This window comes from Methylotuvimicrobium sp. KM1 (genome assembly GCF_044788715.1).
In the GTDB taxonomy this organism is placed as follows: Bacteria; Pseudomonadota; Gammaproteobacteria; order Methylococcales; family Methylomonadaceae; genus Methylotuvimicrobium.
In genome coordinates, this window is sequence record NZ_CP173170.1 from 3,517,562 (window position 1) to 3,543,895 (window position 26,334).

The 26,334-nt window shown below is 48.7% G+C and carries 16 protein-coding genes; 9 read left to right on the top strand and 7 right to left on the bottom strand.

The features are described 5' to 3' along the window. Positions 1 to 517 precede the first annotated feature (517 nt). Positions 518 to 1,834 carry a hemolysin family protein gene (locus ACINK7_RS15160; RefSeq protein WP_404356464.1) on the top strand — a complete coding sequence of 439 codons (1,317 nt, stop codon included), beginning with the start codon at positions 518 to 520 and terminating at the stop codon, positions 1,832 to 1,834. A 566-nt stretch (positions 1,835 to 2,400) separates the two neighbouring features. Here ACINK7_RS15160 and ACINK7_RS15165 read toward each other — a convergent pair. Beyond that, complete coding sequence (locus ACINK7_RS15165; protein WP_404356466.1) at positions 2,401 to 3,648, bottom strand: FAD-dependent monooxygenase; 1,248 nt, start codon at positions 3,646 to 3,648, stop codon at positions 2,401 to 2,403. Positions 3,649 to 4,254: 606 nt separating this feature from the next. On the opposite strand from ACINK7_RS15165, the gene ACINK7_RS15170 reads away from it, so the two are divergent. The 4 genes from ACINK7_RS15170 to ACINK7_RS15185 all read left to right on the top strand — a co-directional run bounded on the left by ACINK7_RS15170 (position 4,255) and on the right by ACINK7_RS15185 (position 15,313). Further along, positions 4,255 to 9,738 carry a glutamate synthase-related protein gene (locus ACINK7_RS15170; RefSeq protein ID WP_404356468.1) on the top strand — a complete coding sequence of 1,828 codons (5,484 nt, stop codon included), beginning with the start codon at positions 4,255 to 4,257 and terminating at the stop codon, positions 9,736 to 9,738. 89 nt (positions 9,739 to 9,827) lie between these two features. Then, positions 9,828 to 11,570, top strand: a complete 1,743-nt coding sequence (locus ACINK7_RS15175) for a sulfite reductase subunit alpha (protein WP_404361461.1) — start codon at positions 9,828 to 9,830, stop codon at positions 11,568 to 11,570. 489 nt (positions 11,571 to 12,059) lie between these two features. Continuing rightward, positions 12,060 to 14,870, top strand: a complete 2,811-nt coding sequence (gene rapA / locus ACINK7_RS15180) for an RNA polymerase-associated protein RapA (RefSeq protein WP_404356470.1) — start codon at positions 12,060 to 12,062, stop codon at positions 14,868 to 14,870. A gap of 11 nt (positions 14,871 to 14,881) precedes the next feature. Then, the gene (locus ACINK7_RS15185) at positions 14,882 to 15,313 is read left to right on the top strand and encodes a hypothetical protein (RefSeq protein ID WP_404356472.1); all 432 of its coding nucleotides are present in this window, start codon (positions 14,882 to 14,884) and stop codon (positions 15,311 to 15,313) included. A gap of 499 nt (positions 15,314 to 15,812) precedes the next feature. On the opposite strand, the gene epmA is transcribed toward ACINK7_RS15185, so the two are convergent. Together epmA and efp are read right to left on the bottom strand one after the other, a co-directional pair. Then, entirely contained in the window at positions 15,813 to 16,796 is a 984-nt protein-coding gene (gene epmA / locus ACINK7_RS15190) for an EF-P lysine aminoacylase EpmA (RefSeq protein ID WP_404356474.1), read from the bottom strand. Beyond that, positions 16,796 to 17,365 carry an elongation factor P gene (gene efp / locus ACINK7_RS15195; RefSeq protein WP_404356476.1) on the bottom strand — a complete coding sequence of 190 codons (570 nt, stop codon included), beginning with the start codon at positions 17,363 to 17,365 and terminating at the stop codon, positions 16,796 to 16,798. Before efp ends, epmA begins: the two co-directional genes overlap by 1 nt. An 84-nt stretch (positions 17,366 to 17,449) precedes the next feature. Between efp and epmB the strand changes: the two genes are divergently transcribed. Together epmB and ACINK7_RS15205 are read left to right on the top strand one after the other, a co-directional pair. Next, positions 17,450 to 18,457: an EF-P beta-lysylation protein EpmB gene (gene epmB / locus ACINK7_RS15200; protein WP_404356478.1), complete on the top strand. Its 1,008-nt coding sequence runs from the start codon at positions 17,450 to 17,452 to the stop codon at positions 18,455 to 18,457. 459 nt (positions 18,458 to 18,916) lie between these two features. Then, positions 18,917 to 20,437 carry a hypothetical protein gene (locus tag ACINK7_RS15205; RefSeq protein WP_404356480.1) on the top strand — a complete coding sequence of 507 codons (1,521 nt, stop codon included), beginning with the start codon at positions 18,917 to 18,919 and terminating at the stop codon, positions 20,435 to 20,437. Here the strand turns inward: ACINK7_RS15205 and ACINK7_RS15210 are convergent. Continuing rightward, positions 20,406 to 21,332, bottom strand: coding sequence for a 5'-nucleotidase (locus tag ACINK7_RS15210; protein ID WP_404356482.1), 927 nt, complete (start codon positions 21,330 to 21,332; stop codon positions 20,406 to 20,408). The genes ACINK7_RS15205 and ACINK7_RS15210 overlap by 32 nt on opposite strands. Before the next feature lie 195 nt (positions 21,333 to 21,527). Next, positions 21,528 to 21,869 (bottom strand): outer membrane protein assembly factor BamE, encoded by a 342-nt coding sequence (gene bamE / locus ACINK7_RS15215; RefSeq protein WP_404356484.1) that lies wholly within the window; start codon positions 21,867 to 21,869, stop codon positions 21,528 to 21,530. 721 nt (positions 21,870 to 22,590) lie between these two features. Here bamE and ACINK7_RS15220 point away from each other — a divergent pair. Next, complete coding sequence (locus tag ACINK7_RS15220) at positions 22,591 to 23,136, top strand: Slp family lipoprotein (RefSeq protein ID WP_404356486.1); 546 nt, start codon at positions 22,591 to 22,593, stop codon at positions 23,134 to 23,136. Between the two features lie 6 nt (positions 23,137 to 23,142). On the opposite strand, the gene ACINK7_RS15225 is transcribed toward ACINK7_RS15220, so the two are convergent. Then, on the bottom strand, positions 23,143 to 24,480 hold the full coding sequence (locus tag ACINK7_RS15225) for an MFS transporter (RefSeq protein ID WP_404356488.1): 1,338 nt from the start codon (positions 24,478 to 24,480) through the stop codon (positions 23,143 to 23,145). Positions 24,481 to 24,759: 279 nt separating this feature from the next. Between ACINK7_RS15225 and ACINK7_RS15230 the strand changes: the two genes are divergently transcribed. Further along, positions 24,760 to 25,428, top strand: a complete 669-nt coding sequence (locus ACINK7_RS15230) for a peroxiredoxin family protein (protein WP_404356490.1) — start codon at positions 24,760 to 24,762, stop codon at positions 25,426 to 25,428. A 662-nt stretch (positions 25,429 to 26,090) separates the two neighbouring features. Here the strand turns inward: ACINK7_RS15230 and ACINK7_RS15235 are convergent. Beyond that, on the bottom strand, positions 26,091 to 26,255 hold the full coding sequence (locus ACINK7_RS15235; RefSeq protein ID WP_404356492.1) for a hypothetical protein: 165 nt from the start codon (positions 26,253 to 26,255) through the stop codon (positions 26,091 to 26,093). Positions 26,256 to 26,334 lie beyond the last annotated feature (79 nt).

Genomic DNA, 26,334 nt, shown 5'->3' on the forward strand with positions numbered 1-26,334 from the left:
GCCCATAACGCTTCGTTTCGTCTTTGCTACAAAAATCGTTATGAAATTGCCAAATTCTATGTTGAAGATGGGTTAAGGATTTGAGCGTAAATATAAATTTCCTATTTTACGAAGGATTCCTAGCCGTCGCGAAAGCAGAAAAAGATCGTGACCGTGATGACCGTCAATTGCATGACGAAATGGCCGATGCCACCGAGAATTAAAGAATATGGGCCGCACATCCTATCTTGAATTTTAAAATGGATGATTTTATGGGAACCATAGCAACAAAGTTCTGGTTAAATAAGGCAGAAGCAAAACTTAAAAACACATAACTCTCAGAACCCTTGCTCATAATTCTTTCTTTTTTGTGGAAAAGGGATAGGGTTAAATTAAAGACATCAATTGGGTAATATCCGGTCAAATTTTCTACCAGGGGGCTCGGTTTAACGATTGCAAACCTCGTAACTAAACTCGATAGCTTTTCGCTCCGGATTTTACATACAGCTTTTTAGTTTTTTATAAATAGGAGGCATCGTTGGATATTGCTCTACTGGTTATTCTCATCATTTTAAACGGCTTGTTCGCAATGTCAGAGATTGCGTTGGTGATAGCCCGCAAAAATAGACTTCAAAAACTGGCGGATGACGGCGATAAAGCATCTGGGATCGCTATACGTCTCGGAAGTAAACCCACTCAGTTCTTGTCGACAATTCAGATCGGTATTACAGCAATCGGCATTCTCAATGGGATAGTCGGTGAGGCCGCGCTGGCGGAACCTCTCGCCGAAATTTTAATCGGAATTGGCATGGAGCAAAAAGTCAGCGCCACAGGCGCCACTGCAATTGTGGTTGTGGGAATAACCTATGTTTCTATCGTCATAGGCGAGCTGGTCCCGAAGAGAATAGCGCAATACAATGCCGAAGGCATCGCTCGTTTCGTGGCGCGCCCCATATCTATTCTGGCGAAACTGTCCCGTCCATTTGTATTCTTCCTATCTGTATCGACCGATAGTTTGCTGTTTTTGATTGGCAAAAAGGGGTTGAGCAACACCAACATTACCGAACAAGATATCCACGCGATGTTGGCCGAAGGCAAAGAATCGGGGGTCATTGAGAAACAGGAACACGATATGGTACGCAACGTGTTTCGGCTTGACGAGCATCAAATAGCCTCACTGATGACGCCGCGTAGCGAAATTGTCTATTTGGACATCGATCAGTCACTTGAAAAAGGTATCGAGCAGCTAATTCAATCAGGTCATTCATGTTTTCCTGTATGTCGCGGCGGATTGCATGTGATTCTTGGAGCGATCAGCGCGAAACAAATGCTAAGACATCGTTTAACGACCGAGACCGACCGCATCATCGAATTTTTGCTACCTGCCGTTTATGTGCCCGAGTCATTGACAGGAATAAAATTATTAGAGCAATTTCGGGAATCCGGCGTCCAAATGGTTTTTGTTGTCGATGAGTACGGAGAGATATTGGGACTAATTACGTTGCACGATGTTTTGGAGGCACTGGTAGGTGAATTCAAACCTCGCGATCCAAAGGATGTTTGGGCGGTTCAACGTGAAGACGGCTCTTGGTTGCTGGACGGCCTAATTCCTATCCCGGTGCTCAAAGATCGACTCGATTTGAAGTCGGTACCTGAAGAAAATAAAGGTAGGTATAATACGCTCAGCGGAATGATGATGTGGCTGATCGGAAGTCTTCCGCGTACTGGGGACGTCACTCAATGGGAGCAATGGCGACTTGAAGTTGTCGATTTAGACGGCAATCGAGTCGATAAGGTGCTAGCCAGCCAGTCGCCGGATTCGAATTCCAAATGGACGTCCCAGCAGTCGGACTGATATTGTAATCAATTAGTTGAAAATATAATTCTTGTTAAGACGAAAAGCATGTAATTCTATCGATAGCCCTGGTAATTAAATATTTATCGCTTTGTTTTTTCAGGAACAATCCTATCAATTGGGGTTCGGTACAATCTATCCTATAGAAATGGCCGTGTTTCCGGTGAAATCCTAAATAACTATGGCATTTGTAAATATACCCATCGCAGATCAAAATTCGGCGCTGGGGTCCGTCAAGGGACGCCGTGAACCCAGCACCTAAATCATCCCAGATGGCTAAGCATAGCCTATGGACTATGGAATTTAGGTGCTGGGTGAATACATCCCTGTAGGCTCTATCCAGCTCCATGCTGGTCCCTCACCTAGCGTTAGGAGAGGGATCGCACACCCCGGCGACTCCTCAGGTACTGCCGAAATTTGAAGCGCCAAAGGTATAACTCCAATCAAACCTTTGCTTGAATTCGTTGTTCATTTCAATACCGAATGCCAAATACTGAGAATGTTCGTAAAACATGGAAAAGCACTCGACCAGCACGGTTTGCGCTTCTTCCCAGTTCGAAACCAGATTAGTGCGGACCTGGTGTGCGCCGGCTATCTCGAAAAGTCTCACCCTTAGCCAACTTGGGCAACCCCCCATCCAAACCCATTGCGGCCCGCATAATTTTTTTCTTGGCCGGCATAATGCGCTCAGCTAGACCCAAGCCCAAATTACGGAAAAACTTGACCGGAGCGATCTCATTACTGAAAACACGATAAAAAACATCCATGACCGTCATCATTCTGAGATTATCAACACGCCTTGCCTTTTCATAATGCATTAATTCCGGCAATGAACCTATATCGAACCCTGCCTGATAAGCCTCCAGCAAAACTTCTACCAACGAAGCCGCATCGAGCAAACCGATATTGACGCCTTGACCTGCCAATGGATTAATCATATGCGCAGCATCACCGACCAAAGCGATGCCGGGTTTCACATAATTTTGAGCGTGCTGCCGTTTCAACGGAAACGAAGCGGTATTCAAAACAGCGTTGATTCTACCTAAACAATCCGGAAACGCCTCGGTCAATTCTTTCAGCAATTGATCTCCGGATAAGGATTTTAATCGCTTGATTGCATCAGGAGAGTTATACCAAACTAACGACCCGTGTCGACCGGTTAACGGCAAAAAAGCCTGTGGGCCGCTAGGCACGAATCGCTGCCAAGTAATATCCTGTTGCGGATAATCGGTTGCCACATAAATCACCAGCGCATGTTGTTTATAATCCCAACCGGTCACGCCGATCCCGGCGACCTGCCGAACTTTCGAATTCCCGCCGTCGGCACCGACTAAGACATTCGCCGTCAAAATCGTACCGTCATCCAACTCGACCGCCGAACGATGACCTTCGTCATCCAAGCCGTAATCGATGCGTTTAATACTAGCCGGACAAAATAAGCTGACATTATCGAAATCCTGCAAACGCTCCAACAAGGCTAACTGGGTTACCCGGTTTTCGACGATATACCCCAACTCACTGTAATCAATGTCGTCACTGCAAAATTCGGTATCGCCGACGGTTTCCCATACTCGCATACGCCGGAAAGGGCAATAACGGCGATTCAGAACACCCTGCCACGCGCCGACCGCCTCCAAAATATGCCGCGAAGCAATACTCAACGCAGAAACTCTGAGATCATGAGGCTGATCTGAAGAAAACTCATCGGGAAATACTTGTTCGATCACCGCAACCTTAAGACCGCTTCCGCCTAATCCGCAAGCCACTGCGGCCCCAACCATCCCCCCACCGACTACTACAACATCAAAATTCATTTTCTTATTTGGAACCCGTAATTAACTATATTCTAATGTACCTATCGTACTTCAAATTCCGGCGATATATCCGTCGTGGCTCAAATTTCGGCGCCAGGGTGCCCGTCAAAGGACGCCGTGAATACGTCCAAGTAGGCTCTATGCCAGCTCCATGCTGGCAAAGCCTTTACCGAGCACCAAGAGGCCTCCTCCGGCACTGCCGAAATTTGAAGTGCGAAAGGTATAATTAACCATAGCCAATGGACTATGGAATTCATCCAGCACCTAAATTAGCCATAATATTAAACATTGCTAATGGGCTATGGAAATTAGGTGCTGGATTTAGGTGCTGGGCCTTTCACGGACACCTAATATATATCGCGAAACCCTAACAATTGATTAAGACTATAACAATTTGCATCTAAATGACTTAAAATGCGACTCATGATATCATTTGCAGGTTTCTCTAAACGCAATTGTCTGCATTACTTATTGCATCGCCAATGCAAACCGCTCTATTTGAGCAGTTAATGTTTTAGCAATCAAAGTTTGACTTTAGCATGCATTGCGAGAAAAACGAACTACTAACGCTGTTGATCGCAGCATGACCGGAACGGGTTGGATATAATGACTGAAATTTCCCGAATAAACCTCAAAGAACCTTTGCTTTACGACGCCGATCTTTCCCAAGATAGCTGCGGCGTGGGTTTTATTACTCATAAACAAAGCAAACAGACTCACGAGCTACTCGTTAAAGCGCATGAAGCGCTATGCACGATTCCCCACCGCGGCGGCATGAGTGCCGAAGGTATCGGCGACGGAGCCGGCGTGAATGTCGATCTATCATTGAAGTTTTTTCGAAAAATCACCGGAAACAACAACCTGCAACTCGGAGAATTTGGCGTTGCCAACTTTTTCTTTCCGGAAGATCACGAGCGTTATGATAGTTTCGCGATCGAATTGATCGAAAAACACCTAACTCGATTCGGCCTGCCGGTCATTACTTGGCGAAACATCCCGGTGGACAGCCAAGTCATAAACGAAGCATCCAGAAAAGCGCAACTACCGATCAAGCAAGTAATTTTCGGGCGCCCGGAAGCTTTAAAGACGACGACTCATAACGAATTCGAACAACTGATTCAAAGCGCATTGCTGGATATCGAAGCCGATGGCTTTACCCGCGACGAATTAACCGGTTTCTACCCGCTATCGATGAGCTCGAGAACCCAGGTTTACAAAGGCCGACTGAATTCTTTTGAAGTAATACCGTATTTTATCGACCTCTACGACGAAGATCATGAAATACACACCCTATTCTTCCATACTCGCTTCTCGACCAATACCGCTCCGGCAACGATGATGGCGCAACCGTTCCGCTACATGGCGCACAACGGGGAGTTAAATACCGACAAAAAAAATCGACTCAGTGAAAATGCGATCGCGCGCTTACACAACAAACATATCGTCTTCCCATGCGGACAATCCGACTCGGGCCGTCTCGATCAAACACTGACTCGTCGAATCAACGAGGACGAGCTCGATGTCGTCACGGCCGTGCTGGCGATGATGCCGCCTGCCTGGGAAAACGACACGACCCTGTCGCCGAAAGTTCGCGCGATGCTCGAATATTTCAGCCTCTATGAAGAAAAAAACGACGGCCCCGCCGCCCTGATCTTCTGCGACGGCATACGTGTTGGCGCGCGCCTAGACCGTTTGGGGCTCAGACCCTTGCGCTCGGTGGAAACCGAAACTTATCTAGCCGTCATGTCGGAAGCCGGACAAATCGACTTCCCTCCCAAAGACGTTATCAAACGTGGTCGTATCGAAGCCGGGGGCATGGTTTATTTCGACCACAGCACCGGACAGATTTATAACAGCCATCAAGTCTTGGAAACACTCGCCGGACAAAAAGACTATGAAGCGATGCTCCGCGAACGCAGCTTGCATATCGGCGAACTGCCCGACGTCCCATTCGATGAATTAGCCCCGGTCAACGGCGACTTCAACATCGACCAACAACACACGGCTTATTCGCTAAATCAGGAAAGCTTTAAATTCCTGCTTGACCCGATGTTAAGTACCGGTCTCGAAAAAGTTTCGGCGATGGGCTACGGAATTGCCCCCAATGCGCTTTCCGATGCCGAAGGCGGTATGTCCCGTTATTTCAGCCAGCGCTTCGCTCAAGTCACAAACCCTCCACTCGATTCAATTCGTGAAAGCGACGGCATGACCTTGCGCGTCGCGCTCGGCGCCAAACCGACCTTTTCCGAAGGGAACAGCAAACAATTGGTCATCGACTCGCCAATTCTGCAAAGAACGAATTTGGAACAAATCCGCAGGCAATCCAGCGTCAAGACCATCACACTGGACATGCTATTCACGCCGGACTTCGAAAATCCAAAAAATAACGAAGACCTTCTCGAATCGGCGGTACGCGCCGTTTGTCAGAAAATAGAACAAGCCGCCAGAGACAACACCGGCATCATCATTCTCAGCGATACGGGCATCAGCCGCGATAAAGCAGCGATTCCCGCCTTACTGATGGTTGCCGCTGCCAATCAACACCTGGTCAAACAAGGCCTGCGCTTCCACTCGTCACTGATTGCCGAAACCGGACAAGTCGCCAGCGCTCACGATATCGCAACAATACTCGGCTTCGGCGCTTCGGCTGTCTGTCCGATCAGCGCCTACAATCGCGTCGTCAGCCAACTTCTGCCCGAGAACCAACAAAAAGCCCTCGATAACTTCAAAAAAGCGGCGGAAAAATCGCTGATGAAAACCATGGGCAAGTTCGGTCTATGCACCGTAGAAAGCTACATCGGCGGCGAGTTTTTCGAATCGAATTATCTGGACACCAACGAGCCGCGCCTACAACCGTATTTCCCGAATATCAATGCGCCGGTCGGCGGCGTGCGCTATGCAGACATTGCGAAAAGCGCGGCCGCATGGCATTACAAAGCATTGAGTATCAAGGACGAAAAAGATATTCCTTTCATCGGTTTGTTCAAGGAACGACAAGACGGCGCAGGCCATAGCTTCGGCAATCTCGCTGTCCGTGAATATATCAACATGACCGACGAACCAATCTTGTATATTCCACAAGACAAATCGCCGGAAGCCAGCGATACCGCTTATTTCGATTTCGGTTATGACAAACGCACACCCGAACAAATCGACAATTTCGGCATCACGCCGGCTTATCGTAGCTTCGCGAAAAACCTGTATCAAGAGCGCGACAACCGCCCGGCCGCTTTACGGGACATCATGGACCTGCCGGCCGATATCAGCCAAGCGCAAAGCACGGCCGATTTCGACCGCATTTTAGGCAAGCAAAACTTGCTCGGAAACAACAACTACATGATTCATGGCGTCGCGGTTGAACGAATCGACGGCGTTAATTATTCAATTACACTGCCTGAAAACAACAGCGAAGCGCGGTTAACCGGCATCGCCGAGCATTTCAAAAACCGCTTCGGCGATAGCGCCGCAACGATCAGCGTTACAAACAATGCCTGTGCAATCAAGCTCTCAGATAGCGGCAATCTTTTCGGGCAATATTTGGCCAATATCAAAACTGCCCGTTCTCCGATTGCATTGTCCGACGTTCAACCGGCTCATCAAATCACTGCCAAACTCGCATCCGGTGCAATGAGTCACGGTGCATTGATCGCAGAAGCGCACGAGGCTGTCGCGCAAGGCACTAACATTGCCGGCGCGCTCAGCAACTCCGGTGAAGGCGGCGAACACTCGAGCCGTTTCAACACGCTTCGATCAAGCAAGATTAAACAGTTCGCATCGGGCCGTTTCGGCGTCTGGGCCGGTTATCTGGCCGACCCGAACATCGAAGAAATCGAAATCAAAATCGCACAAGGCGCAAAACCCGGCGAAGGCGGACAATTGCCAGCGCCGAAAGTATCTGTCGAAATCGCGGCATTGCGCGGCGGCACGCCGCAAGTCGAGCTGGTCAGCCCCCCTCCGCATCACGATACCTATTCGATCGAAGACCTCGGTCAATTGATTCACGATGCCAAAGCCGCCCGCGTTCGAGTCGTCGTCAAACTGGTATCCTCAGAAGGCATCGGCACGATCGCTGTTGGTGTCGCGAAAGCCGGCGCCGATGTCATCAATGTGGCCGGTAGCACCGGCGGCACGGGCGCGGCCGCTGTCACGAGCCTGAAAAACACCGGTCGCTCTGCCGAAATCGGCATTGCTGAAGTTCATCAAGCATTAGCAGTGAACGGCTTACGGGATAAAGTCATATTGCGCTGCAGCGCCGCGCATCAAAGCGGACTCGATGTCGTTAAATCGGCGATATTGGGCGGCGATTCCTTCGAATTCGGCACGACCGCATTGATGATGCTGCGTTGTGTCATGGCGAAAAACTGCAACGTCAAATGCCCTGCAGGATTGACCACGACGCATGAGGAATTTAAAGGCGACCCGAGAGTGCTGGCGCAATACTTCATGAATCTCGCGCATGAAGTCCGCGAAATTCTGGCAGTACTGGGCTATCACAGCCTTAGCGAAATACGCGGTCAAACCAATTTATTGCACTTAATTAACCATCGATCCATCGTCGGGCAACTCGATTTCACGAAATTGCTGACTCAAGCACCTGTCGTCAAAATCGAAAAACCGATTTATCTCGAAGCAAATTTCAGCATCGACGACAAGATCATCGAGCAGGTTAAATCTTCGGTGATTTTCGGCAATCAGAAGCAAATCGTCATCGAAGGCGACGAATACAAACTCAGTAATCGTAATAAATCGGTCGGCGGCCAAACCGCAATCGATATCGAGCGCATACTCGCTTACGGTTTAAACGAAGAAAACGCCGCTCGTTCGAAAACGATTTATACCAACCAGCACGGACGGCGTTATCTTGCGCCCGACTCGGTCGTCATAAAAACAACCGGCTCGGCCGGACAAAGTTATGCCGCCTTCATGAATGACGGCATGCGCATGGAACACACGGGAACTTGTAACGACGGCGTCGGAAAATCGGCCTGCGGCGGCACCTTAATCGTCGAATCCCCAGGCGGCGGCATCAAAACACCCGGTAATAACGTGCTGATCGGTAACTTTGCGCTGTTCGGCGCGACTGGCGGCAAAGCCTTTATCAACGGCGAGGCCGGCGATCGTTTCGCAGTCCGTAATTCCGGCGCGATGGCAGTCGTCGAAGGCGTCGGCGATTTCGCCTGCGAATACATGACCAACGGTGCAATACTGAATCTCGGCCACTTCGGAAAGGGTTTCTGTAACGGCATGTCCGGCGGCAATGCCTATCAATACGACCCTGAAAACTTGTTACCGAAGCTTTACGACAAAACCTCCGTCGAATTGCATGAGCTGACGGAAAACACCGATACGGCCCGAGCGCATGAACAGTTCTTACTCTATATGCTCGAACAACACGCCGATTATGCAAACTCGAGCAAAGCAAGGAACATCCTGAATAATTGGGAAACCGAGCGTAAGCATTTCAAATTTACGATTCCGCTATGGCTGTACAAAACGCAAACGGCTGAGTTCCTTAGCCAAACAATGGACCGCAAAGCGATGATCGAAGAATTGGCGGTCTCCTACGCAACACGCCAGATCGAACAAATGAAATCGGCTTATCGGACAAAACAGCCATTATTCGGCGGAGCGATACCCGGTTACGGCGAAACCGACACCAACTTGACCTTTAGTCTGGTCAACAGTTACGCGGTCATCGATAAGGCATTCCGGATAGCCGGCGAGCAATTGAACTTCAAGTCCGCCACGCCGACACACGAAGCCTTGGAAAAAGCGGCTTGGAAATTAATTGAATCCCGTCCGCGTAAAATTCAGGATGCGTTGGTTAAAGAGACTCGCGAAGCTTACAGTAATTACAGTGACGATCAACTGAGCTGGCTGTTGGCAAGCAAGCGTCTTACCGATTATAAAACCGCCTTGGCCAACCGTGATGTACAAAGCATCTACTCAATCGGCTCGACCGCTTGGATCATTGAGCAGGACACTATCAACCGCGAAGCCTTGGCTGGCATTCCTGGGGTCGAACAATATCTTGCGGGACTGGTCGGTTCCAATATTATTCAGGAAATGATGGCTCCGGCTTCGGCATAATTCCATCGCACTTTTTACCAGTACCGGCATAACCTGTGATAAATCATGGGCATGCCGGTATTACGTTCATTAATTTGTAACTAAACATGATGAAAACACCTCATATTCCACTCGATGCACCTTACAGCGACAGTCAACGAGCCTGGCTCAGTGGCTTTTTCGCGGGCATGCATACGCAAATGATACAAAGCGCCGGCAGCAAGAGCCAGGCCGACGCTCGCATCATTCATATTCTTTACGGAACGCAAACCGGTAACTCCGAAGCCCTGGCAAACGATGCCGCCGCATCCGCAAAAGCCCATGGCTTAAAACCGATCGTCAAAAGCATGGACGAAGTCGAATTGGATGCATTCGGCAAGATGGAATATCTCTTGATCATCACTAGTACTTACGGCGAAGGCGAAATGCCGGACAATGCTCAAATGCTTTGGGAAGCGATTTCGTCCGATGAGGCAACGTCGTTGCAGCACATGAAATATTCCGTACTGGCGCTCGGCGACACGAGTTACGACCAATTCTGTCAAGCCGGCATCGAATGGGATCAACGGCTTGCCGAACTCGGCGCCGAGCGTATTTATAACAGGATCGACTGCGACGTCGACTTCGAGGAACCGGCCGAATTGTGGATTTCGGAAGTCATCCCACATATGGCCGAGGGCGCCTCGACGACCATTATCGTCGACTCCGACGCAGCCATGATCGAAGCGCCGAAATATAGCCGTAAAAACCCGTTCCCGGCCAAATTATTGGTCAACCGCCTGTTGACCGCCCCCGAATCATCGAAAGAAACACGGCATTACGAAATTTCGATCGCCGGTTCCGACCTAAGTTATGAAGCCGGAGACGCATTGTGCGTATTCCCGACCAATTGCCCGGAACTCGTCAAAGACATACTGCAAGCGATCAACTGTACAGGCGAAGAAGAAGTCCCGGTCGATAGCGAATTAATGCCGCTTAACGAAGCACTCCGTGTTCATTTCGAAATCAAACTGCCATCAAAGGAACTGATCGATGAAATCGCTCGCCGCTCCGGCGATCAAGAATTGAATACGTTGCTTGAAGAAAGCGATAAGGAAAAATTGGCGAATTATCTCTGGGGCCGCGATATTCTCGACTTGTTGCTGCAATCCCCGGAGATGGATATCTCTGCGGCTGAATTCATCGCCTTGCTGAAACCGCTACAACACCGTGCCTATTCGATATCGTCGAGCAGCAAAAAACACCCGGATGCTGTACATTTAACCGTAGCTAGTGTCCGTTATCAAAGCCACGACCGCGAACACAAAGGCGTGTGTTCAACCTTCTTGGCCGATCTCGTCGATGAAACGACCGATGTCCGCTGTTTTTTCACGCCGAACAAGGTATTCCGAGTCCCGGAAGATAACAGCCTGCCGATGATCATGGTCGGCCCAGGCACCGGCGTCGCACCTTTCCGCGCATTCCTGCAGGAACGGGAAGTACGACAAGCAACAGGTAAAAACTGGCTATTTTTTGGCGACCGTAATGCCGCGACAGACTTCATTTATCGAGAAGAACTCGAAGCAATGCAAGCCTCCGGTCTATTGACGCGGCTCGACTTAGCATTTTCCAGGGATCAGCAGGAAAAAATTTATGTTCAAGACCGAATGCGCGAACACGGCGCGGAATTATTCGCTTGGCTCGAACAAGGCGGCTATTTCTTCGTCTGTGGCGATGCCTACCGCATGGCTAAGGATGTCGATAAAGCGCTACATGATGTAATCGCCGAACACGGCCAACTCACCGAGCAACAGGCGATCGACTACGTCAATCAATTGAAAAAAGACAAACGCTACGTCCGGGATGTTTATTAATTTCGGTACACGTAACCCTTGCACACCAACGATCACTGCCATTAAGGATTTCGTGACAAATAACTTCCTTTAGCTATGAGCTTTGTAACGGGTTCGCCAACTCGCTTGACAGGACGCCGTGAACTCAGCACCTAAATCCATAGGTCATTGGCAATAATTTAATATTATGGCTAATTTAGGTGCTGGGTGAATACGTCCATGTAGGCTTGGCGGCAGCTCAAGCGCCAAGGATGGCGTGAATGCAGATTTTGCATTACGCCACGGATGGCGTGTATTAGGGCAATGCAGGAGCAATTGCCGAGGAGCAAAAAGCTGCCCTGCTACCGACACCTGTCAATCGAGCAACCGAACCCCACTATAAATCGGGAAGTTATTTACGATAGAATCCTTAGGCCGTTCGTCATGAGCCCTTCGGCTGAGCTATTTGACTAGCAAAACGTGTATACGGAAAACCTTAAACCTTGAACCTTGAACCTTGAACCTTGAACCTTGAACCTTAATGATTTTATTCCAGGTCAACGCTGGATCAGCAACACCGAATCCGAACTGGGTTTAGGCATCGTCGTCGAATCAGAGTACAACCGCGTGACAATGCTCTTTTTGGCTACCGGCGAACGACGCGTGTATGCGAAAGATAATGCCCCCCTGACGCGCGTCATCTTCAGCGAAGGCGATACCATCGAGTCCACAGAATACAGCAAACTGACCGTAACCAAAGTCATCGAACGCAATGGACTGGTGACATATCTCGGTAAAACCGAGGAGGACCGGGAAATAAGCCTCGATGAAATGGAATTGAACCATCATATCCAATTCAATAAACCGCAAGATCGTTTGTTTACCGGGCAATTCGACCCGAGTGCTTGGTTTCAATTGCGTTATCAAACGTGGCAATACTGCCGCGAACATCAACAATCGCCGGTCAAAGGCTTACAAGGCGGGCGGACGTCGTTGATCGCGCACCAATTATTCATCGCGCATGAAGCCGCCGGGCGCCCAACACCTAGAATCATGCTTGCCGACGAAGTCGGTCTCGGTAAGACCATCGAAGCCGGATTGATTCTTCATCACAGGCTCAATAACGGGTTAAGCAATCGCGCCCTGATCATCGTGCCCGAAAGCCTCCTGCATCAATGGCTGGTGGAAATGCTCAGGCGCTTTAATCTACGATTCAGCATTCTCGACGAAGTGCGCTGCCTCGGTATCGAAAACATCGATATCGACTATATCGGCGAATCCGAACCGTCGACTGAAAATCCGTTCAACACCGAACAATTGATACTCTGCAGCCAGGAGTTTTTCGCGCAACATCCGAAACGGCAACAACAAGCGTTGGAAGCCGGCTGGGATATGGTCATCGTCGACGAAGCTCATCACTTGGAATGGAGCGAAACCTCGGCCAGCCCGGAGTATTTATTCGTCGAAAATCTCTCAGCATCGACACCCGGATTGATTTTATTGACCGCGACACCGGAACAACTCGGCAAGGAAAGCCACTTCGCTCGGTTGCGCCTGTTGGATCCGGATCGATTCTATAGCTTCAGCGCCTTTCTCGAAGAAGAAACACACTTTCAACCCGTTGCCGAAGCCGCCAAATCGCTGCTCGCAAATCAAGCACTAACGCCGGACGAAAAAGCCCATTTAGCGCGCCTAGTCAAGCACGACCATGTCGATACCCTACTCAAAAACCTGGACGATCCGGAAAAATTACGGGTAGCGCGCGAAGATCTGGTGAAGATTCTGCTCGACCATCACGGTACCGGCCGGATTTTGTTCAGAAACTCCCGGCAAACCGTGCAGGGCTTCCCTGACAGAGAACGTCAGGGTTACACATTGAACGGAACCGCAGAATCCTTGCAGGAAGATCCGCGTACACTTTGGCTCGTCGAAAAAATCAAAGCTTTAGCCGGTCAAAAAGCATTATTGATTTGCCGGCATGCGCAAACCGCGATCGAACTCGAACACATCGTCGAAAAGCGTTTCGGCATCGCCGCGGCCGTTTTTCATGAAGGCATGTCGATCATCGAACGCGACCGCGCGGCGGCCTATTTCGCTGACCAAGAAAGCTCGGCGAGACTACTGATCTGTTCCGAAATCGGTAGCGAAGGCCGCAACTTTCAGTTTGTCCACCATTTGATCTTATTCGATTTACCGGACAACCCCGACCTATTGCAGCAACGCATCGGCCGCCTTGACCGCATAGGTCAACGCCACATCATCGAAATTCATGTACCCTATTTGACCGGCGGCCGCGAACATACCCTATTCCGCTGGTACGACGAAGGTTTGAACGCCTTCCGCCACAATACTTCGGCGGGACAACGCGTCGCCGAGCTTCTGCATGATGAATTACACACAGCGCTCGAAAAATACGATAGCGAATCGCTCGACAAACTGATTGCCAAAACCCAAACCCTGGCGCAACAAATCGAAATAGAATTGCATAATGGCCGCGATTTACTGCTCGAACTCAATTCCTGCCGTAAAGAAGAAGCTCAAGAACTGATCGATCGGCTCAAGCAACGAGATAATGAAGGCGTGCTATGGCCTTACATGGAAGACGTCTTCGAATGTTACGGAGTCGATACCGAATTCCATTCGGCCGATTGCTTCATTCTAAGACCCAGCGAACACCTGCGCATGTCACATTTCCCTGGTCTTTCCGAGGACGGCATGACGGTTACCGTAAACCGCGACATTGCGCTGGCCCGCGAGGAACTGCAATTTTTAACCTGGGAACATCCAATGGTTGCCGCCGCGATGGATATGATTCTGTCCAGCGATACCGGTAATGCCGGCGTCAGTGTCATCAAGCATAAAGACCAAAAAGCCGGCCGCTTTTTATTGGAATGCTTGTTCATCGTCGAATGCAGCGCACCGCCCGAACTGCAAGTAGGGCGCTTTCTGCCGCATACACCTATTCGCATCTTAATCGACCAAAACAAGGACGACCTGACCGATACGATCGAACATATCGAGCTGATCGACTCCGGTAAAAAATTCGACAAAATGCAGATAGTCGCTTTTTTGAACAGCCAGCGCAAACACCTGACCGCTCTGCTCGACATCGCAGAACAAAATGCTCACGCGCAGATGAACCGGTTGATTACGGACAGTCAAAAAACCATGCTGGAGACGATGACCGGCGAAATCAAACGGCTGACTCGGCTACAACAAGTCAATCCGTCGATTCGCGAAGACGAAATCGAATTCCTGAAAGAAACCGCAATGCTGCTGCACGAAAACATACAAGACGCCCAATTACGGCTCGATGCAGTCAGGTTTGTCATTACCAGTTAAAGTGATTGGTAATGAAAAAAGTCACGTTAGAAAATTACCGTACGGATAAATACTATCTCCGCATCGTTAAGGCAACGTCGGAGTTACTGACCGAACAAGGTTATGTTGCGCCGGTCCGGCTATTCCAAAAAATGGAATTATTAACGGAACAGGACATCGCTGCCTGGCGCCGGGGCCGATTGCCTTATTTAGAAAAAACCATACGCTGCAATCTTGCCAAGGCCAACCGGATTCTACGAATACTGAGACTCCATGCACACGACCTTAATCTCAAACCCTCGAGTACGGTGTATCTACGCAAGCAACCCGGCAACCGAATGCCGCTTAAATTCACCAAATCGGGCGACAGAAAACTCGAGGAAGCCTATGCCACACATCTGGTATCGCCACGCTTGAAAGCGGCTAAGCAACCTGCCGAAACGACAGGTGTAACCGAGGAATAACCGGCTGCGAGGAGCCAAGCATTAGAACTATGCAGGACTTTAAGCACAGAATCCTGCCCAAATCAAACCATAGGGTCTTGCGTTAACATTAACCCTAAAAAGAGCAGTTGACATGTGTTGTAGACCGTTCGTGCTGAGCTAAGTCGAAGCATGAAGGGTCTACAACACTTTCACCGTCTTGGTGAAGCCTCAAACTACCATTCACCCTTCGACGGGCTCAGGGCGAACGGTAGTTTGAGACTCTCAACTGCTCTTTTTAGGTTGACGGAGTTGTCACGGTACGCACAGCGTACCTACAGTATTCCAGCGATTGCATGGTTTTGCCATCGCGCTAGATGCGCCAACAGTATGCCTCAAGGAGGTCAGTATAACTGCGAGAACTGGAACTTGGGAAACGGCAAAAAATTGAACTAAATCTCACCGCCATCTAACACCTTTCACCTTTCACCTTTCACCTTTCACCTTTCACCTTTCACCTTTCACCTTTCACCTTTTTCCATCAAGCCCTATCGATCGGAAATGCCAAGACTTGCTCAATCGACTCGGCACCGGTCATGACCATCAACAAACGATCCAAACCGATCGCCATACCCGAACAATTGGGCAGACCTGACTCGAGTGCCCGTAAGAAGCGCCGATCTTTGTCGACAGGCGGCAGTCCATTGCGAGCTCTAAATTCGATTTCCTTATCGAAACGAGCCTCTTGCTCGGCAGCATTACACAATTCGTAAAAACCGTTACCCAATTCCACGCCATCGATAAAGACCTCGACACGGTCGGTTATTGCGGGATTATCGGCATTCAGGCGAGCGAGAGACGATTGACATGCCGGAAATCCGTAGACCATGCATAATCGATTTTCTCCCAGATGAGGCTGCACGCAATGGCTGAAAAGAAAATCCAGCCACAGCGCATGATCGTTTTCACAAATCGAAACGGCTTCCGGCAGGCCGGCACGCTCGGCAAATTCCCGGTAAACGCACGCCGAAAACGTCAGCGGATCGAGTCCGGTATAGTTTCGAAAGATTTCTTGGTAATGAACGGTATGCGTTTGCTTGAACGTTCTGAAGGGCTTAGCGATAACTTGTATCAACCGGTCGATTTCCGCCATCAAATGTAATAAATCGAAGCCGACCCGATACCATTCGAGCAAGGTGAACTCGGGATTATGGAAACGGCCGGACTCGCCGTTTCTAAAAGCCTTACAGATTTGATAAATCGAACCATAATCGGCTGCCAGCAAACGCTTCATCGCAAATTCGGGCGAAGTCTGTAAATACAGCGTTTGGCGATTCGGATGAAAGCAAAACTCGGTACTGAAAAAGGCTAACTGCGGGTCCGTGCCGATACCGTGACAGAGGAGCGGTGTTTCAACTTCAAGTACATTCGATTCGTCGAAGAACCGGCGAATCGCAGCCAGCATTCGCGCCCGCTGACGCAAATGCTCCAACGAACCGGTCGGTCGCCAATCGTCCGGTGTCACTATTCTTTGACGCGCGAAACGTATTCACTCGTGCGGGTATCGACCTTGATCACTTCGCCGGTTTGCACGAATAACGGCACGCGAACGACCGCACCGGTTTCCAGAACTGCCGGTTTGCCACCGCCACCGGAAGTATCGCCGCGGACGCCCGGATCAGTTTCGGTAATCGTCAATTCGACAAAGTTGGCCGGCATCATAGAAAGAGGAACATCGTTCCATAGCGTCACGGTACACATATCCTGATCCTTGAGCCAAAGCCCGGCATCGCCGACGGCTTTTTCATCGGCCTGATATTGCTCAAAAGTATCGGGAACCATGAAGTGACGAAACTGCCCGTCGTTATAGAGGTATTGCATCTCGATATCGACCACATCGGCGCCTTCTAAAGACTCGCCCGATTTGAACGTTCTTTCGATGACTCGTCCGGTTTTCAGATTTCTAATCTTAACCCGATTGAATGCTTGGCCCTTACCCGGCTTGACGAATTCGTTTTCGATAATCGCTGCGGGATCACCGTCCAACATAACTTTCAATCCGGCTTTAAATTCATTGGTACTAAATGTGGCCATATTTTCCTCACGACTGCCAATTAAGAATAAAATTTTACTATTATAATAGACGGCCGAACTGTTAGAAACTCGAAATCGCATCCGATGACCAAAATCCCTCCGTTTGTCCCGAAAATTTCCTGGCAACAAGAGCTTGCCGAAGCATTCACAACCATCGAAGCGCTTAGCGCGTTTTTGGAACTCGACCCAAAAAACTTACCGATATCGGAACAAGCCGCGAAGCAATTTGCACTGAAAGTACCGAAAAGCTTTGCCGAAAGCATGCATAAAAACGATCCCGCCGATCCTTTATTGCTTCAAGTATTGCCGGTTCACGATGAAACCCTCGCCTACCCCGGCTTCAACGACGATCCGGTCGGCGATCTCATGGCTACCCGCGAAAACCATATTTTGCACAAATATCAAGGCCGTGTATTGATGATCAATACCGGAACCTGCGCGATCAACTGCCGATATTGCTTTCGTAGAAATTTTCCGTATGCCGATTACCAACTCGGACGCCAAAAACAAAACCGGGCCATCGAATATATCCGCAATAATCCGAGCATAACCGAAGTCATTCTCAGCGGCGGCGACCCGTTGTTATTAAGCGATAACCGTCTAGCCGAACTCATCGAGCAGCTAAATACAATTGAACATCTAACCCGCATCCGTATTCATAGCCGCATCCCTATCGTGCTGCCATCGCGAATCACTGATGAATTAATCAAGTCCCTGAATACCGCACGGCCAAGCGTTACGATCGTCATGCACTGCAATCATGCCAACGAAATAAGTCCCGCCGTCGAGACCGCCAGCCGTAAACTCAAGCTTGCCGGCATCATGCTCTTCAATCAGGCTGTGTTGCTGAAAAACATCAACGACAATGCCGAACAACTCTGCCGGCTCAGCGAAGCTTTGTTTCGCAACGGCATCGTGCCTTACTATTTGCATTGCCTCGATAAAGCGACCGGTACTGGGCATTTTGAAGTTTCCGATGAAAGAACTTTGAGCTTATACGAAACCCTGCAAAAAAGACTGCCGGGTTATCTCGTACCGAAATTGGTGCGAGAAATCGCCGGAAGTCCTTATAAACAGCCGATTACTCGATAACGTGATAGATGTATACCTTTCGCACTTCAAATTTCGGTAGTGCCCGAGGAGGCGCCGGGTGTCCGATCCCTCACCTAACGCTAGGCGAGGGATCAGCATGGAGCTGACATAAAGCCTACATGGACGTATTCACCCAGCACCTAAATTATCCAAGATAGTTAACCATAGCTACACCTAAAAAGAGCAGTTGAGAGCCTCAAACTACCCTTCATGCTTCGACTTGGCTCAGCACGAACGGTCTAAAACACATGCCAACTGTTCTTTTCAGGCTAATGGACTATAGAATTTAGGTGCTGGGTTCACGGCATCCTTTGACGGGCACCCCGGCGCCGAATTTTGATCTACGAAGGGTATATTCTCTCTATAAATTATTTACCAGTAAGTCGAATTGCGAACATTTTCTCAACGAAGATAGCTACACCGATTACAATTATTAAAAAAATGACCGAGATCCTTACAATGAAAAAAGCTGAATCATTACCATTTTCACTTGAGACGGAATCGGTTAGCTCATGGTTAAGCCAACTCAGCGAACTCGATGCGATATCATCCGGCATGGAACTTTATGCGGTTTTAAAAATTCTTTACCGCATCGGTATAGGCGACAGCGACCTGCTATCAACACTCGATTTATTAAGCCCATCGATCCTTCATGTTTCCGATAAACTTTACTCATTACTCGTACCTGCAATTGCTGCCGAAGGTTCGGTTAATCCTAAGTCCCGCAAGATTGCAAGACTCGGAAGCCAACTTTTACGAAGCCACTGTCTCGCCTATTGTCATGCCGCAATCGATCAACCCTTAACCCAAGACCGCAAGGCCCATGCCATTTACTCTGGGCTTCAACTGGCCGGTTTAACGATGCGAATGAACACATTGATTTCCGAACGCCAGTCAATGACGCTTTGGCAAAAAACGGCCGAACTCTATCGAATCGCCGTTGAAGAAAAATTATTTCATTCGGCTATTTCAACCAAGGTTCAAGCATTTAAACCGCTTCAATCGATTGTATTGGTGTTGAAACGCAATCTATTATTCGCGTTATTCGAGCCCTACCCTGCCTCACCTGAACGCATCTCCTGGTATTACAATCTCGCCGGAAAATGCGCAGAACTGATCAAAATCGAAAATACTTTTGACTCAACCAACACTTATTACTGGGACACTTGCGAAAATAAACCGCGAAAGATTCTTCCGAACGATCCGGAAGGAACCGGGCTTGTCTTTGATATCGAAGCCGTCTCACGGCACTTGCTCGAAATTGCTCCGGAAATCGAAACTCATGACGGTTATTTTTTTAAGCTAAGACAAAAACTAAGCGGGCATCAGGAAATACTCGACTCCATCATGCTATCGAAACCGAAGGTGCATTACTTTGCAATCGGCTTAACCGCGATAAGCGCAAGCTTAAAGCGTCTGGAACGAATTTTTAAAATCAACCGCATAAGCGGTCAACCCGCCCCCGCTGCATCGATTCGCGACTTGGAACTCACACCTTTGGATAGCGACTTTAAGTCGGCAAGCCCTCAACACATGAATTTATCGCAACGACCGGACAAAAGTATCGTAACGGACCGGATTCATTTACAGCAGGCTAAAATTCCAAACTATTATTTGGGTCATGCGAAACAAGACGGCATCGCTACCGGCCGACCGATACTCATCTATAACGAACAAACCAAACCGAAACTCGGCATCATTCGCGAATCGCTCAGCAACACATCGCCCTCTCAGCAGGTGCTCATTGAAACAATTCCCGGCGAGCCGAAATCCATTTCAATTCAGAGCCTGTCGAATCACTTCGAGGCAATCACGATCGAAGTACCGAACCGGGATAGCTCCGCCTTTTTACCGCCCGGCAAATATTCAACCGGCGATCAACTCATACGCTCCGATCGGCCCGAAAGCCGATATTTTCTGAAAAAACTCATCGAAGAAAACGACCATTTCATGCATTATCGGATCGTTTCCGATTATTGACACCGTGCGGCACATGGGCAGCGGTAACATGCTGGGCCGCCGATTCGCAATGACCTTGCTGATCGTCGAAAAAGATATCCGCACCGAAAGCATCCAAAAAAGGACCTTTCGGCATGCCGCCTAAAAACAAAGCCTCATCGATTCTGACCCCCCAAAGTCTAAGCGTCCTAACCACCCGTTCGTGAGCCGGCGCTCCCCTTGCAGTCACTAGAGCCGTTCGAATCGGCACGGCATCCGGGTCGAACTGAGCCTGGATACGATGCAATGTACTCAAAAACTCCTTGAAAGGACCGCCGGGCAATGGCTGTTTGGCTTGGCTACACTCGTTTTCGGTAAATGCGCTTAGACCGCGCTCTTGATAAATGCGCTCGGAATCGTCCGAAAACAAGACCGAATCGCCGTCAAACGCGATACGCAGTTGATCATGAGACTTTTTCAGCGAAGAACCCGACAATATCGTCGCGGCCGCATAGCCGGCCGCCAAGGCGTTAGCGACATCGACCGCATTCGACGAAAGGAACAAATGCGCACCGAACGCCCGAATATATTCGTAAGGCGAAACACCGCTAGTAAACGCCGCGCGGGAAATATCGAGTTTATGATGCGCAATCGAATTAAAAATTCTAAGACCGGTATCGGCACTGTTGTGAGACAACAAGATCACTTCGACAATCGGGCCGCTTTTGCTGATGGCGTTCAACGCCAGAAACTTCTTCACCAATGCAAAACCGAAACCGGGCTCCAAAATCTCATCCTCATGCTCGATCTGGTAACGACAAAAAGCCTCCTTGCCTTCCGTCTCGAAGATACGGTGCGACTCGTCCAAGTTAAATAAAGCCCGGGATGATACCGCAACAACCAGTTTTTGATGTGTGATCTCGATTGGCGCTGTCATATCATCGGCGCTTGGTAATGAGCATGAAATAAATTCGATAACTGTTGGAAGGGGGTTCGGTGGCTCGATTGACAGGTGTCGGCGGCAGGGAAAGCCGCCGTCAAGCCTACATGGAAGTATTCACGGCGTCCTGTCAAGCGAGTCACCGAACCGCCACAATGCGTAATGCTTGTAGAAGTTTTTTGTACATATTCCTTATTTTTTACTGGTATTGAAGGTATACGACCGAACAATGCCGTTATTGTCAAAGCGAATGACCAAATCCTCTGTTTCGGCCGGTCCGAATAACGAATATTTATATTTTCCGTACGTCCAAGTGTGACGACCGTCTTCCATGCCCATCCGCCATGGCTGACCAAACATTTCCCGTACTTGATTTTGAGTCGTCTCGCCGATTTTCAGATCCATCACCCGCGATGCGGCAAAATCCTTACCGACCGTAGCGCAACCGGAAAGCCCCGCGACACCTATCGAACCGGCAAACAACATAAGACTTAAATTCAAAGCCCGTAAAGAAGATAAACCAACATTTTTCATAGCAATTGATCCTAGTCGATTAAATAATTTGATAAAACAGCATGGAAAAGCCATTATTCGGCATAATTCCACCGCGAAAGTCGTATTTAAATATTGAGCCATATTAGCTGTTTACAAATCGTCATCGTTCCTACGCTCTGCGTGGGAATGCATCCCGGGACGCTCTGCGTCCCCAGAGGTCGATAATCCCGACAAGAGCGACCAGACATTCCCTACAGTTTTTTACCGCGGCAGTCCCACGCAGAGCATGGGAACGAGCGTTTTGAGGGAATAACTCAGGGACTGAATACTTACGATAAAACAGCCTGGAAAAACCATCATTCGACACGATTCCAACACGAGAATCGTATTTGAATATTCAGCTATATTAACTGTTTACAAGGGTTTTATGAATCTTATTTACTTAAACCCTTAAAAACCGCTACCAAACACCCTGAAACGGCGTCCGCTTATATACTCTCATCGTAGATGAAAATTCGGCCTCGGGGTGCCCGTTAAAGAACGCCGTAAATACGTCCATGTAGGCTCTATGCCAGCTCCATGCTGGCAAAGCCTTTACGAGCACCCCGAGGCCTCCTCCAGCACTGCCGAAATTTGAAGTACGAAAGGTATAAATCGTAAAAACTCACTCCTCGGAATGATAAGAAAATCAGTCTAAAATGAATTTGGCATTAAAAAAAAGGTCTGAAACAAATATCAATAAACTCCGTGAGCCCAGGCTATGAAATGGTTTATCCTCTTTTCAGCATTCATCTTACCGGGATGTTCCAGCCTTCCCGTAGCGATACAAAACGCGCCGGTTCCGGACATTCAATATACCGAAACCGTCGATCGAATCGATACCTATAAAAATTACCGAGTACGCTGGGGCGGTACGATCATCCAAGTCGACAACGAGGAAAACCTTAGCCGACTACAGATTCTTCATTACCCATTAGACAGATTCGGAAGACCGCAAACCGACCAAGAAACCTCAGGCCGATTCATACTGGAAACTCCCGAATTTTACGACCCTGCCGTTTACCGTAAAAATACCCAAATCACAGCCGCCGGCACACTAAAAGGCAGCGATACGCTTAAAATCGGCAACAAATCACTGACCGTCCCCGTCGTCGAAATCCAAACGGTTCATCGTTGGCCGGAACGCACGCAAAGGGATTGCCGCTGCGATTTCGGCGCCGGTTTCGGTTACGGACCTTATCCATGGGGCTTTTATCCTTACGGATACTACCGCTATCGTCCTCGTTTTTATTATCCGTGGTATTAATTCCAATTATAAAACACACTCCCGGTCCGCCTTCTCGGCAGCCGCGCGCCCGTTTGCCTCGCTTACTTGTCGACTAAAATACAAAGCCGCGCCAAATAGTACAATGCAAAACAAGATCGCGCTTTTCAGCCCGACCAAAATCTGCAACAAACCGATTGCCATTAAGCCGAACATGCCTGCCAACTTCATCGATAAACCCCAAAAACCGAAATACTCGGCGGAACGCGACAACGGCGAGAACAAACCGACCAGAGTTCGAGTCGACGACTGGCAAGACCCCAGACTCAACCCCGCAACACTACCGACGAATAAAAAAACATATTGCGCTTGCCAAGCGACATTGAACTGAGACCGCATCATCTCAGTAAACACAGGGGTCAAATAAATCATCGCAATTGCCGATATCCACAATATCAAAGTCAGCCGATAAGTAAACAACGCACCCAATTTATCTTGTATGAAACCGAATGCCACCGCCCCTAAGGCTGCGGTAATCTGCACAATAATGAACATCCAAGTTCTGACCTCTTCGTCCCAACCGATAATTTGCGCACCATAGATGAATGCATACGTAATGATGATATATATACCGCTCATCGCGAAAAAAATCGACACCAACATTACCGCTAGGTCGCGGTGATCCTTGATATGTTCAACCGTATTTCGCACACGGCCGATACCGATACGAAAATATCCCGTTCCAGGCGGTAACGGACATGGCACGCCACGCTCCTTGACCCATAAAAAGGTCGGGATCGCCGCGACCAAAAAAAATGCCGCTGCCCAAGGACCTACCCAACGAATGCTCTCAAAATTTTCGGCACTGACCTCACCGAGCACCAGCAATACAAATATCGCCGAAACCATACCGCCGACATAACCGAGCGCCCAACCGAAACCGGAAATTTTGCCCAAATCGTCGGGCGGGCCAAGATCGGGTAAAAATGCCGCAATAAATGCTTCGCCGATTGAATATGCGAAATTAGAAATAATCAACAATAATACGCCCAACCACGCCAAACCCGGCTCGACAAAATAAAGCGCTGCCGTACTGAACACCGTCAATAGATAACTACCGAATAAAAAACGTTTCTTATTAGCTGTGTAATCCATCACAGCCCCTGCTATCGGCGAAAAGATCACGACGCCCAAATAACCGGTCGCCAACGACACACTCCAAAGCAGATTACCAAGCCGATAATCGGGCGCGTCACCGACGATCACCCGTGTAAATAAATCACCGAAGACGACCGTTACAATGAGCAAGGTATACGCCTGATTTGCAAAATCGAACATCGCCCAACCGAATATTTCTTTATTCGAGGCTCTAACACGTGGATTCATTGCCTTATTCCTGACTTGAATTGACTGATTTTGAGAAATTCTGAGTGATTCCCGTATAACCAACATTATAGACTCGGAAAATAAATTGATTTGTAAGTATTCAGCCTCCACTTCGCTGTTTTCCAAACTCCGGCTAGAGAAACCTTGAACTCTCTTGCATGCCGGTTTCGAAAAGCTCGTCAACAAAACCTTTTTCGACAACGATGGTCGAAACGAAACACACACTCCAAAAATCTTGTTTTGCGAGTCCGAAACTGTAACAACATCTTCGGGTAAATAATGATGATGAATAAAATACGAATAGGCCAAACCGTTCCACTTTTGCCCGTATCCGATTGGGTACAGGGAAACCCCATTGACTTAACACAGCAAATCGGGCGAGTCGTACTGATCGAAGTCTTTCAGCTCAACTGTCCCGGTTGCTTCCTCTATGGCTTGCCCCAGGCAATAGAAATGCATCGAAAATATTCCGATAAGGGCCTGACGGTCATCGGTATATCAACGGCTTTCGAAGATTTCGATAAAAACACGCTGGACAACTTAAAGCTTTTGATTAATCAACAACAGGTCATCGGGCATACTTATCGTGTATTGGCCGAACATGATTTGCTGGATGACGGCAAGCTTTCCTATCGGATCCCATTTCCATTGGCTATGGACCGCTTGATCGAACGCAGGGCAAACTTCACCGATGAAGATATTACCGAGTTCATAAATTCGCGTATTCCTGATTTCGAGCAACAAAGCGACCTGCAACGTAAGCAAATCCGGCAAAATGTAGCCTTTTACCTTGAAGGCCTTAAATACCGTGCCGAAACCTTCGAACTTTTCGATCTGCAAGGCACGCCGTCCAGCATTCTAATTAACAAAGAAGGCCGGCTAGCCGAATGCTTGTTCGGACATGATCCTGAACTGGAATTCAGGATTCAAAAGCTGCTTGAAGCATAAATACAGTAATGATGTTTTTTGCAATTCGGTTGGCAAAGAATTACCTGATTAGCAAGTTTCTACAGCTAAAGACCAAAGACCAGCATATCCCTAGCAGGACGGGGTTCGTAAGCCATGCGCGTCAAGCTAAAAACGACCAACCCGCATCACGCTCTTTCCCAAGCTCCGGCTTGGGAAACACGCCCCGGAAGCTCCAGCTTCCAGTGACCGAAACAACCGCAATCAACCCCGACTTGCTCGTTCAATCTTCCTTGATCGTCGGGAAGCTAGAGCTTCCTGAACAGCTTACCCAAGCTGGAGCTTGGGTAACAGCATAATCCTCCTTTTTTAAAAGGGGAGGCCAAGTTGTCAACTTGTCTTGGATGCAGGGTCTGAACAATTACTTGGCGATTATCGTATTCCATCGGATTGCAATCTTTTCGAAAACCATTTTTTTAGCGCCGCTAGCTCCAATCCTTTATGCATATCCTGACAATACCGGCCTCAGAAATAGATTGATTCGGTCTTTAACCGAAATGTCATAAAGGCTCGCTAAAATCCGCCCTATTTACATACTAGGAGTTGATAATGAGCCGGTCTTCCTTACTTCTATTGATGCTAGCGTCGTTTCAAGCCCATGCCATATCGATCGTTAACATCGGATCGATGAACTGTTCCGGCATTCAAACGGTTTCGTTTTTCGAATCCGTTTCGCTCGGCTGTTCCGGGGGCTTTTCTCTGTATGACAGCACAATCGAGTCCGATAGTAAAATATCGATAACTTCCGGCGGTTCGTTGTCGATCGACAATACAACCCTCAGAGCGCCGACAATTGAAATGTGGAGCATGGACACTCTAATGTTAGGCTCCAATGCTGTCATAGGTGGACTTGGAGGCTCGCTAACATTATCCGCAGGAAGTGATATC

Coding starts and splice junctions, on each gene's coding strand:
- epmB (WP_404356478.1), top strand. CDS start 17,450: ATGACCAAAATCCCTCCGTTTGTCCCGAAAATTTCCTGGCAACAAGAG.
- ACINK7_RS15220 (WP_404356486.1), top strand. CDS start 22,591: ATGAAATGGTTTATCCTCTTTTCAGCATTCATCTTACCGGGATGTTCC.
- ACINK7_RS15235 (WP_404356492.1), bottom strand. CDS start 26,255: ATGCTCCACATTTCAATTGTCGGCGCTCTGAGGGTTGTATTGTCGATC.
- ACINK7_RS15205 (WP_404356480.1), top strand. CDS start 18,917: ATGAAAAAAGCTGAATCATTACCATTTTCACTTGAGACGGAATCGGTT.
- ACINK7_RS15165 (WP_404356466.1), bottom strand. CDS start 3,648: ATGAATTTTGATGTTGTAGTAGTCGGTGGGGGGATGGTTGGGGCCGCA.
- ACINK7_RS15175 (WP_404361461.1), top strand. CDS start 9,828: ATGAAAACACCTCATATTCCACTCGATGCACCTTACAGCGACAGTCAA.
- efp (WP_404356476.1), bottom strand. CDS start 17,365: ATGGCCACATTTAGTACCAATGAATTTAAAGCCGGATTGAAAGTTATG.
- ACINK7_RS15210 (WP_404356482.1), bottom strand. CDS start 21,332: ATGACAGCGCCAATCGAGATCACACATCAAAAACTGGTTGTTGCGGTA.
- ACINK7_RS15185 (WP_404356472.1), top strand. CDS start 14,882: ATGAAAAAAGTCACGTTAGAAAATTACCGTACGGATAAATACTATCTC.
- bamE (WP_404356484.1), bottom strand. CDS start 21,869: ATGAAAAATGTTGGTTTATCTTCTTTACGGGCTTTGAATTTAAGTCTT.
- ACINK7_RS15170 (WP_404356468.1), top strand. CDS start 4,255: ATGACTGAAATTTCCCGAATAAACCTCAAAGAACCTTTGCTTTACGAC.
- ACINK7_RS15230 (WP_404356490.1), top strand. CDS start 24,760: ATGATGATGAATAAAATACGAATAGGCCAAACCGTTCCACTTTTGCCC.
- ACINK7_RS15225 (WP_404356488.1), bottom strand. CDS start 24,480: ATGAATCCACGTGTTAGAGCCTCGAATAAAGAAATATTCGGTTGGGCG.